Annotated in this window: 5 protein-coding genes; 1 reads left to right on the forward strand and 4 read right to left on the reverse strand. The window is 34.4% G+C overall.

Features of this window, described 5'->3' with window-relative positions; translation table 11 throughout:
* A partial coding sequence (locus ACYEKI_RS07490) for a DUF7507 domain-containing protein (RefSeq protein WP_459210560.1) occupies positions 1 to 4820 on the reverse strand: 4820 nt, incomplete at its 3' end.
* Between the two features lie 380 nt (positions 4821 to 5200).
* Here ACYEKI_RS07490 and ACYEKI_RS07495 point away from each other — a divergent pair.
* Positions 5201 to 6787 carry a peptide chain release factor 3 gene (locus ACYEKI_RS07495; RefSeq protein WP_459210561.1) on the forward strand — a complete coding sequence of 529 codons (1587 nt, stop codon included), beginning with the start codon at positions 5201 to 5203 and terminating at the stop codon, positions 6785 to 6787.
* A gap of 57 nt (positions 6788 to 6844) precedes the next feature.
* Here ACYEKI_RS07495 and ACYEKI_RS07500 read toward each other — a convergent pair whose 3' ends face one another.
* The 3 genes from ACYEKI_RS07500 to rpoC form a co-directional block, all read right to left on the reverse strand.
* Positions 6845 to 7165: an Mpo1-like protein gene (locus ACYEKI_RS07500; protein ID WP_459210562.1), complete on the reverse strand. Its 321-nt coding sequence runs from the start codon at positions 7163 to 7165 to the stop codon at positions 6845 to 6847.
* A 108-nt stretch (positions 7166 to 7273) separates the two neighbouring features.
* A complete protein-coding gene (locus ACYEKI_RS07505; RefSeq protein ID WP_459210563.1) occupies positions 7274 to 7588 on the reverse strand; it encodes a DUF3467 domain-containing protein in 315 nt (104 codons plus the stop codon).
* 2 nt (positions 7589 to 7590) lie between these two features.
* Complete coding sequence (rpoC, locus tag ACYEKI_RS07510) at positions 7591 to 11889, reverse strand: DNA-directed RNA polymerase subunit beta' (RefSeq protein ID WP_459210564.1); 4299 nt, start codon at positions 11887 to 11889, stop codon at positions 7591 to 7593.
* Between the last annotated feature and the right edge of the window lie 84 nt (positions 11890 to 11973).

Below are 11973 nucleotides of genomic sequence, written 5' to 3' on the forward strand. Positions count from 1 at the left end.
CTTGGACTGTCTCCTTCTCCTGTCGCTTGGTTACTATAGCTTCCGTTATCGATCTCTGCTTGCGTTAACACATGGTTGGCTAGTACGTCTACACTTGCTCCTGGTGCTAAACTCGCTATCGGACTTCCGCTTGTTATTGTCGCATTTGGATCTGTCACTTCTATATTACTCAACGTTACATTTCCAGTATTGCTTACTGTTATTGTATAGTTGATTACGTCTCCTGCATTTAATATTCCATCTGTTCCTAAGTCTAACACATCTACCTTACTCAAGTTCATACTTGGGTTTGCTGGTAATGTTGTTACTGTTGGATCATCTGTGGTCGTTGTACTATCGTCTGGATCATCGGATACATCACTTACATCGTCTGTTCCACTTGGACTGTCTCCTTCTCCTGTCGCTTGGTTACTATAGCTTCCGTTATCGATCTCTGCTTGCGTTAACACATGGTTGGCTAGTACGTCTACACTTGCTCCTGGTGCTAAACTCGCTATTGGACTTCCGCTTGTTATTGTTGCATTTGGATCTGTCACTTCTATATTACTCAACGTTACATTTCCGGTATTGCTTACTGTTATTGTATAGTTGATTACATCTCCTGCATTTAATATTCCATCTGTTCCTAAGTCTAACACATCTACCTTACTCAAGTTCATACTTGGCGCTGCGGTATTAAGAATAATTGTTGGATCATCTTCATCTACATTATCATCATCTGATAAATCTGTTACAGGGAAACCTGTTACAGCTGTACCTGTAACTGTTGCTTGATTCTCTACTTGTTTTGCAACAATATCTGCAGCTGTAATCGTATATGTAGCACTGAATGTTGAATTATCTACTGCTCCACCTGCCAAGTTAATTGGCCCTCCACTTACTGTAACTAATGGATCTGTAATTGTAATATTATTAATCGTAAGTATCCCTGTATTTCTAACTTCAAAATTATACGTTATAGTTTCACCTATATTAAATGATCCATTTCCATCTTCATCATTAAAAGTTCCTGTCTTAATTAAAGCTATTCCTACTGGAACAGGAGCTCCTGGACAACTCGCCCCATCGTTTTGAGAAGTAACAACAGAGTTTGCTAATTGTGATGCGGAAGGTGTAGCTGATGTATAATCGTTAATTATATACAATCCTCCTCCATTTGATAATACATACAAGTTATCTGCTGCATCTGTAAATGCCGCTCCAAAACCAGTATTAGGTAATCCTGTTACTGTTTTTTGAGTTGCAATTACTGGATTTTGTGTGATATCAAATTCATACAATTCTCCTTGAAATGCGCCATAGAACCTATCATTAATAAATACTAGATCTGCTACATTCCCTAAACTAGGCGATACTGTAAATGTTTCAAAAGTAGGAGGTGTAGCAGAAACATCTATTCTATGAATCTTACCTGTTTCAAAAGATCTTGTCCATAAATTACCTGAACTATCAAAATCTCCTGCTTTTTGATTCTCATTACCCGCAGATAACAAAGCTCCTCCTCCATTTTGAGGAACACCTAATAACTCTATATTTCCGTTTACATCTACTCTAACAAGATTAAATTCATTAGGTTCTCCTTCTGTAATTAATCCATATAAGAATTCATCTTCTGTATTATATCCTAATGCATTATATCTTTCTTCAACTGCACCAATAGGAATATATGTTCCAGTAGCTATATTATATTCATTAAGCTGCCCACTTACTACTTGATAAAATCTTGTAGGACATCCTAATGGTGTCATGCTATCTCTAAAATCAACATTTCCTCCTGTAGCTACATCTGAATCTACATCTGGAAAATTATCATTTTGTGAATCATCAAAACTTCCATTAACATCTGTATAGTCATCTCCATTATCATAATTATTATCTAATCCATTAGTACCTACTGTACCACTAAGTGTTAAACCTGCTTCTGCAGTATCATTTCCTCCCTCATTATCACTATCCAAGTCTAGATAATCTGGATTGTCTGTATTATCAGTATTTTCTGGAGAAAGTCCACCTAGATATGCTGAGTTAACTCCATCATTTGCTAATAAAGTTGCAGCAGAATCTGGATTAGGAGCAATATAACCTGTTGTTGATTGTGCTTCAATATTATCTGGAATACCATCGTTATCTGAATCTAGATCCAAATGATTAGGAATTCCATCACTATCAAAATCAAATGCACTTTCTACCGCATTATTATCATCTCCTATTCCTGCATCACTATCATCATCATCAAGATATAACGGAATCCCATCTCCATCGGCATCTGTATTAGGGTCTGTTCCTCCTGTTTCTACTGTATCTAATATTCCGTCATTGTCATCATCTAAATCATCTATATCTAATACCCCGTCATTATCTGTATCTATATCAGTCATACAAACACTAGCTGTGTTATCTTTTACATTTGCTAGTCTTGTTGCATCGGTGGTATATGTTAATCCTGCAATTGTTCCATCTGCATTTACGTTAGCATTTGTTATTACACCTCCATAAGTACCATCATTATTAGAATCTGCAGGGTTAGCTACAAAATCTGAATAACTTGTATTATATGCTTCATTAGCATCATTACATCCATCCCCATCTGCATCTGTATCTAAATAATCTGGAGCTCCATCACCATCTGTATCCTCACATACTTTAATGTATAATTGATAATTATTCGTGTGATTTGTTGAGCTAGGAGACGTAACCGTAGTAAAAACTGTTACTCCTGTTACTACTGTATTGGATTCCCATCTAAAATGTTCTGAGTTAGTTGTCGTATTGTTCATTGTAGAACGTACTCGATAATTGTGATTTTCACTACTATTTGTTGCTAATTGCACTATATGAGTAAATCCACTATCTAAAGACGATACTAAACTATATTCAACATTATCAAGTGAAATAATTCCATCTGTTCTACTATCTGTATTTTGTGTAACTCCTCCTCTAAAGTGTTCTACTGCTATAAATGCTTTTACTGTTCCTGACAATCTAAAATTAGTAGACAATCCATTAGTTACAGAGAATCTGTTTCCTCTTCTATATCCATCTTCTACAGTAAGAATAATACTTCCTGCTGGATATCCAAAAGTTGAAGAAATATCTGTTGTTACATTTGTCGCTGGACCTGTTCCAGAACCTGGATCTGGTAATCCTGCAATAGCAGACGTGATTAATGTAAAGTTAGCTGTACATTCAACCGTATCTAAAATCCCATCATTATCGTCATCTAAGTCACAATTATCCCCTATTCCGTCTCCATCAAAATCTGTTTGATCTGCATTGGATAATGTTGGGCAATTATCTACAGCATTAGCTATTCCATCAAAATCGGTATCTAAATTAACTTGAGTAGCTATAGTAAATACATTATTGTTCGAAAAATTAACATTATCAAATTGTACTCTACCTCCCGAAAACGACGTAGCAGGTACAAAAGTTATTGTACCTGTTGCAAAATTCCCATCATTATCTGTATCTATCATCAAGTTTAATGAACTTAATGATCCAGAATGTGTTACTCCGCTTAAATCTACTTCTACACTTACATTGGTTATTGTACTACCAGCCTTTTGAACTCTCCATTCTCTATCTATTCGTGAGATTACACTACTCGGAAGTTCAGAAGTTATTTCTTCAACAGTATTGTCATCATCATGATCATTTCCCCAAATTAAAAACTCTCTATCTCCTGTTATAGCTGTTCTTGTATTGTCTAAATTACCGGCAGATAAATCGGTATTAGTAGACATTGTTACTATTGTATTTGAATTTACACTTTTAGAAATTCTTTGATCTAAGCTATAACCGGTATCTCTTCCTATACCTGCTATATCGTATATATAATTAGATTCTGCTGTCCAAATTACACTTCCATTAGAATCAAGGTAATTATAATTATTATTTCCAACATTAGAACCTAAAATATCATTTCCTCCATTTAATGTTATTCCGTATTTGATTGCCAAATACGATTCTACTTCTCTTCTATTTACTTGAGATAAAACACTATTAAACGTTAGCACTTCGGCTATATCTCCATTAAGATTACCTGTTGTACCAGAATTTTGTTTTCCAAGTCTTTGGGGTGTTGTTAAATTATCTCCAGAGCCTGTATTCCCTGTTGTTTGTGAATTTACTTCTGTAGCTCCGTTAACATACATATTAAATGTAGCAGAATTTGATCCCCCTACACTTCTTGTCATCACACCTATTGTTGGTCGTTGCTGCAAATCAACATTTCCATCAAAGTCAAAGTCTCCTGATCTTCCTCCTCCTACAGCAACAGCGCCATTATTATTTACTGTAAAAGATAAATCAGATCGATTTCCTCCTTGTCCGCTACTAGGGTTACTTATATCTCCCCCATATAACAATTCTTGATCATAATGGTTGTTGTTCTTACCATTAACACCTCTAAAAACAACAAAAACAGTTTGATTACCAACAGCTGGAGTATTAAATTGAACAGCTTCTCCTGCTCCACTGTTTGCACTTGCATCAAATCTTACTACTGGATTAAAATTAAGTCTATTGGCTGTATTGTATACATACATAGGAAATCCAGGTAAATTAGATTCACTCTGACCAGGATGAGCAGAAGCTGCTCCTCCATTTTGACTTCCATCAGCTGTGGCTTGGTCTAACCATAAATCTATAGTTTGCCCATCTGAGGCTGCACTTCCTGATACTTGAACACCTGTATCTGATTTAAACCACAAGGTCTGTGTTTGCCCATTCATCAATCCTATTCCTGCCAAAAACAGAAATAGAAAGAAAAGATTTTTCAATCTTAAGTTTTTTAAATTAATTAGAGTAATTTCAATCATACAATTACTGTTTAGAAATGTTAACGTTTTGAGGAATATATACATTTACTATATGGATTTACCATACATTAATATCATGCAAATAAAATCAATCTTTACAAATAAAAAAACACGTACTTATACTCATTATTACTAGTCTGAGTATATTAGCCATATTTTTCGATTCAAATAAAAATACGGTTTTACCATAAATATACTACGTTATACAAAGAAATAAATATTATTAGCACTGAAGTCTGACTCCTAGACAATTAACGTTTACTTTTCGATTAAATGCATAAATATGTCGATAAACGGATTTTTATTTTACTCAAAACATATCTATTTATGAATTCTTCTCTGCGCTATATATCTTATATTTGCAGCTTTAGCGCTTAAAAATGAAATTCACAGAAGAAATAAAAAGACGTAGAACATTCGGTATTATATCACACCCGGATGCAGGAAAGACTACTTTAACAGAGAAATTATTATTATTTGGAGGAGCTATTCAAGAAGCTGGTGCAGTAAAATCAAACAAGATTAAAAAAGGTGCTACTAGTGACTTTATGGAAATTGAAAGGCAACGTGGTATCTCGGTTGCTACTTCTGTTTTAGCTTTTGAATATAAAGAAATCAAAATAAACATACTTGATACTCCTGGGCATAAGGATTTTGCAGAAGATACTTTTAGAACATTAACTGCTGTTGACAGTGTTATTGTTGTAATTGACGTTGCAAAAGGGGTTGAGGAACAAACTGAAAAACTAGTTTCGGTTTGTCGTATGCGTAATATTCCTATGATTGTTTTTATCAATAAACTTGATCGTGAAGGAAAAGATGCATTTGAACTACTAGATGAGATTGAGCAAAAATTAGGGTTGACGGTAACACCTCTTAGTTTCCCTATCGGAATGGGGTATGATTTCAAAGGTATTTATAATATCTGGGAAAAAAATGTTAATCTTTTTAGTGGAGACAGTAGAAAGAATATTGAAGAAACTATTGAAATCTCTGATCTTAATTCTACAGAACTTAACGAACTTATTGGTGATGATGCTGCAGATAACTTAAGAGGTGAGTTAGAATTAGTGGATGGTGTTTATCCTCAATTTGATGAGAAAGCGTACCAAGAAGGGACATTGCAACCTGTATTTTTTGGTTCGGCATTAAACAATTTTGGTGTGCGTGAATTACTAGATTGTTTTGTTGATATAGCACCTTCTCCTCGTTCAAAAGAAAGTGATATACGTATAGTACATCCTGAAGAGGAAAAATTTACTGGTTTTGTATTTAAAATACATGCCAATATGGATCCAAAACACAGAGATCGTTTAGCTTTTATAAAAATTGTTTCTGGGACTTTTGAACGTAATGTTCCTTATTTACATACTCGTTTAGGTAAAAAGTTAAAATTCTCTAGTCCTAACGCTTTTTTTGCGGAAAAAAAGCAAATTGTAGATACATCTTATCCTGGTGATATTGTAGGATTACATGATACTGGTAATTTTAAAATTGGTGATACATTAACTTCTGGTGAGAAGTTATTATATAAGGGAATACCTAGTTTCTCTCCAGAGCATTTTAGATATATCAATAATGCAGATCCAATGAAATCTAAACAATTGACCAAAGGTATTGATCAATTAATGGATGAAGGTGTTGCTCAATTATTTACATTAGAACTTAATGGTAGAAAAGTAATCGGAACGGTAGGTGCTCTTCAGTATGAAGTTATTCAATATCGTTTAGAACATGAATATGGAGCAAAATGTACTTATGAGAATCTTAATGTACATAAAGCATGTTGGGTTGAAGCTGAAGATGAAAAAAGTGAAGAGTTCAAAGAGTTTAAACGTGTAAAGAGTAAATTCTTAGCCAAAGATAAACAAGGTCAATTAGTATTCTTAGCAGATTCGTCTTTCAGTCTACAAATGACTCAACAAAAATTCCCAAGTATTATTTTTCATTTTACATCAGAATTTTAATCTATATATACATAACATTACAAAAATCAAGTTCATTCTGGGCTTGATTTTTTGTTTCTAGTCCTTTCTACTATCAAATGATCGTTTTCTTAACAAGATTTCGAAAAAAAGCTTAAAATCTGAATACAAGCTCCAAAAAGGGTATTTAAATGTAGCTGGTTTATTCTTTTCGAAAAAGGCATGTCCTACCCATGCAAAACCATAGCCTGTAATTGGTAATAAAAACCATTCGTATCCCCAACTAGAAAACAATCCTATACCTAATAATAGTAACACTAAAAACGTTCCTACAAAATGTAAAACTCTACTCGTTTTATTCTTATGTTCTGAAAGATAGAATTGATAAAATTCTTCATATTCTTTAATACGGTCACTCATCGTCTATTTTTTACTAATAATATACAAAAAAATAAACTCGAAACTTTTATAAAACAAAAGAGGCATTATAGAAAATCTATAATGCCTCTTTTTATCTTTATCTATTTGTTAGGCTTGTCCTGTTGGTCCAAAGTTTAACGGAATAGATGGTTGCTCGTAATCTTTAATCTCTCCATGAGCAGCTTCAAATCGCTTCACATTATCATTAAGTGCCTTTAGTAATCTTTTGGCATGTTGCGGAGTAAGAATAATTCTACTCTTCACCTTACTTTTAGGCCTTCCTGGCATAATGCTCACAAAATCTACTACAAACTCAGATACAGAATGATTAATGATTGCCAGGTTGCTATATACTCCTTCTGCAATACTTTCATCTAACTCTATGTTGAGTTGATTTTGTTTTTGATTATTGTTATCTGCCATAATTAATTAAAATTAACTTCTTTTTGCTCCATTCTATCATCGTACTCTTCTTTTGAGCCTACAATAATATTATCGTAATCTCTCATACCAGTACCTGCAGGGATTCTGTGACCTACAATTACATTTTCTTTTAATCCTTCTAAAGAATCAACTTTACCGCTAACTGCAGCTTCATTTAATACTTTAGTTGTTTCCTGGAACGACGCTGCCGAAATAAATGATTTCGTTTGTAACGACGCTCTAGTAATACCTTGTAGGATTGGAGTAGCTGTAGCTGGAACTACATCTCTAGCTGATACTAAATTCTTATCTTCTCTTCTTAAGATTGAGTTTTCATCTCTTAAATCGCGAATTGAAATAATTTGTCCAGCTTTAAGGTTTTCACTATCTCCTTCATCTTCTACAACTTTTAATCCAAAGATCTTATCGTTCTCTTCGATGAAGTCTGATTTGTGAATTAATTGATTCTCTAAGAAAATTGTATCTCCTGGATCAACAATTCTTACCTTACGCATCATTTGACGCACAACTACTTCGAAGTGCTTATCATTAATCTTCACCCCTTGTAAACGATATACTTCTTGTACTTCATTTACTAAGTATTGTTGTACAGCAGATGGTCCTTTGATCTTTAAGATATCTTCTGGAGTAATAGATCCATCTGATAATGGCATTCCTGCTCTTACAAAGTCATTTTCTTGTACAAGTACCTGATTAGAAAGTTTTACTAAGTATTTCTTAACCTGACCTGTTCTTGACTCTACAATAATCTCACGGTTACCACGCTTGATTTTACCAAAAGAAACAACTCCATCAATCTCACTTACTACAGCTGGGTTAGAAGGGTTACGTGCTTCAAATAATTCTGTTACACGAGGAAGACCTCCGGTAATATCCCCTGCCTTAGCTGATTTACGAGGAATCTTAACTAAAATTTTACCAACTTTAATTTTGTCTCCATCATCAATCATTAAGTGAGCTCCTACTGGTAAGTTGTACGAACGTAATACTTCGTCACCTTTACCTACAATATGTAATGTAGGAATCTTCTTTTTATCACGAGATTCTGAAATTACTTTTTCTTGGAATCCAGTTTGTTCATCAATTTCTACTTGATAAGTAACACCTTGTTCAATATTTTCATATCTAATTTGTCCTGCAAATTCTGAGATGATCACACCGTTATAAGGATCCCACTGACAGATTACTGTATCTGTTTCAATATCTTGACCATCTTTTACGAATAATTCTGATCCGTAAGGAATCAAGTTTGTACTTAATACAATTCCTGTAGTTTTATCTATAATTTTGATTTCAGATGTACGAGAGATCACCACTTCAATTGGTTGTCCTTCTGCATTCTCTCCCATTACAGTCTTTAATTCATCTATTTCAACTCTTCCTGAGAATTTCGCTTTAAGCGTATTTTCTTCAGAAATGTTACCTGCAATACCCCCTACGTGGAAGGTACGTAGTGTAAGCTGTGTTCCTGGTTCTCCAATTGATTGTGCTGCTATAACTCCTACAGCTTCTCCTCTTTGAACTGTTTTACCTGTAGCAAGGTTACGTCCGTAACACTTCACACAAATACCACGTTTAGCTTCACAAGTTAAAGCAGAACGTACTTCTACTTTCTCTATAGGAGATTCATCAATTCTCTTCACCATATCCTCATCAATCTCTGTACCTGCTTCAACAAGCACTTCGTGAGTTAATGGGTTTACTATATCGTTAAGAGCTGTTCTACCTACAATTCTAGATCCTAAAGATTCTATAATCTCTTCGTTCTTCTTTAACGCAGAAACTTCAACACCTCTTAATGTACCACAATCTTCAGTATTTACAATAACATCCTGAGCTACATCAACTAAACGACGTGTTAAATATCCTGCATCGGCAGTTTTAAGGGCCGTATCGGCAAGTCCTTTACGTGCACCGTGAGTAGAGATAAAGTATTCAAGAATCGAAAGACCTTCTTTAAAGTTAGAAAGAATCGGGTTTTCGATAATTTCACCTCCACCAGAGTTAGACTTTTTAGGTTTTGCCATCAGACCACGCATACCTGTTAACTGTCTAATCTGCTCTTTAGATCCACGGGCTCCAGAATCAAGCATCATATATACCGAGTTGAATCCTTGCTGATCTTCACTAATACGTTTCATCGATAATTCTGTTAATTGCGCATTTGTTGTTGTCCAAATGTCAATTACCTGATTATAACGTTCGTTATTAGTAATAAGTCCCATGTTATAGTTTCCTATAATACCATCAACCTGAGCATTTGCATCGGCAATCATTTGATGTTTTTCTGGTGGAATAATAATATCCCCTAAACTAAATGATAAACCTCCTTTAAAAGCAAATCCATAACCTAATCCTTTAATTTCATCAAGGAAAGCAGCAGTTTCTGGTACACTCGTCACTTTAAGGATATCACCAATAATATCTCTTAATGCTTTTTTATTTAAAACCTGATTAATAAATCCAGCTTGTTCTGGTACTTTTTCGTTAAATAATACTCTACCTGTAGTAGTTTCTATTATTTGATAAACAAGTTCTCCTTCTTCATTAAAATCTTTTGCTCTGATTTTAATATTTGCATTAATATCAAGGCGACCTTCATTATATGCAATATTAACTTCTTCTGCAGAGTAGAATGTTAATCCTTCTCCTTTGATTTCTAATTCTGGCGTAGACTTACGTGACTTCGTCATATAGTATAATCCTAATACCATATCTTGAGAAGGTACGGTTACCGGAGATCCATTAGCTGGGTTAAGGATGTTATGTGATGCTAACATCAATAATTGAGCTTCTAGAATAGCCTCTGGTCCTAATGGTAAGTGTACCGCCATTTGATCCCCATCAAAATCGGCGTTAAATGCCGTACATACTAATGGGTGTAATTGTATCGCTTTACCTTCGATAAGTTTAGGTTGGAATGCTTGAATACCTAAACGGTGAAGCGTAGGAGCACGGTTAAGTAATACTGGATGTCCTTTTAGTACATTTTCTAAAATATCCCATACTACTGGCTCTTTTCTATCAATAATTTTCTTAGCAGATTTTACTGTTTTTACAATACCACGTTCGATTAATTTACGAATAACAAATGGCTTGTAAAGTTCTGCTGCCATATTCTTTGGTAAACCACACTCAAATAATTTAAGTTCTGGTCCTACAACAATCACAGAACGTGCAGAATAATCAACACGTTTTCCTAATAAGTTTTGACGGAAACGTCCTTGCTTACCTTTTAAAGAATCTGATAAAGATTTTAAAGGTCTATTAGAATCTGTTTTTACTGCAGATGATTTACGTGTGTTATCAAATAATGAATCAACAGATTCTTGTAACATACGTTTCTCATTACGTAAGATTACTTCTGGTGCTTTAATTTCTACCAAACGCTTCAAACGGTTGTTACGTATGATTACACGACGGTATAAATCATTTAAATCAGAAGTTGCAAAACGACCTCCATCAAGTGGTACTAATGGACGTAATTCTGGCGGAATTACAGGAACCACTTTCATGATCATCCACTCAGGCTTGTTTTCTCTGTTTTTGTTTGCATCTCTAAGAGATTCTACAACCTGTAAACGTTTTAAAGCCTCAGTTTTACGCTGCTTAGATGTTTCGTTATTTGCTTTATGTCTTAATTCGTAAGAAAGTGCATCTAAATCGATACGTCTTAGGATTTCGATAAGACACTCAGCTCCCATCTTAGCGATGAACTTGTTAGGATCTGTATCTTCTAAGTATAAATTTTCTTGAGGAAGACTATCTAAGATATTTAAATATTCTTCTTCTGTAAGGAAATCCATTTTTTGAACTGGCTCTCCATCTTCATTTTTGGCAATACCTGGTTGAATTACTACATAACGCTCGTAGTAAATAATCATATCTAATTTCTTAGATGGTAACCCAAGTAAATACCCTATTTTATTTGGTAACGAACGGAAGTACCAGATATGAGCAACAGGAACAACTAAGTTAATGTGTCCTACTCTATCTCTACGTACTTTCTTTTCTGTTACTTCAACACCACATCGGTCACAAACGATACCTTTGTAGCGAATTCTTTTATATTTTCCACAAGCACATTCGAAGTCCTTTACAGGTCCAAAAATACGCTCACAAAACAAACCATCACGCTCTGGTTTGTGCGTACGATAATTGATAGTTTCTGGCTTCAATACTTCTCCATTAGACGCTTCAAGAATCGACTCTGGAGAGGCTAAACCAATAGAGATTTTATTAAACCTCTTTACTGCATTCTTATCATTTTTTCTTGCCATAATATATGGTAGTTAAGAATTTATTGTAATTTTTTTGTGATAACTCTTTATTGAGGATATTCTTTGTATTAAAGAATATCCTCA

Origin of the sequence: Aquimarina rhabdastrellae (assembly GCA_947387485.1) — a bacterium.
Taxonomy (GTDB): Bacteria; Bacteroidota; Bacteroidia; order Flavobacteriales; family Flavobacteriaceae; genus Aquimarina.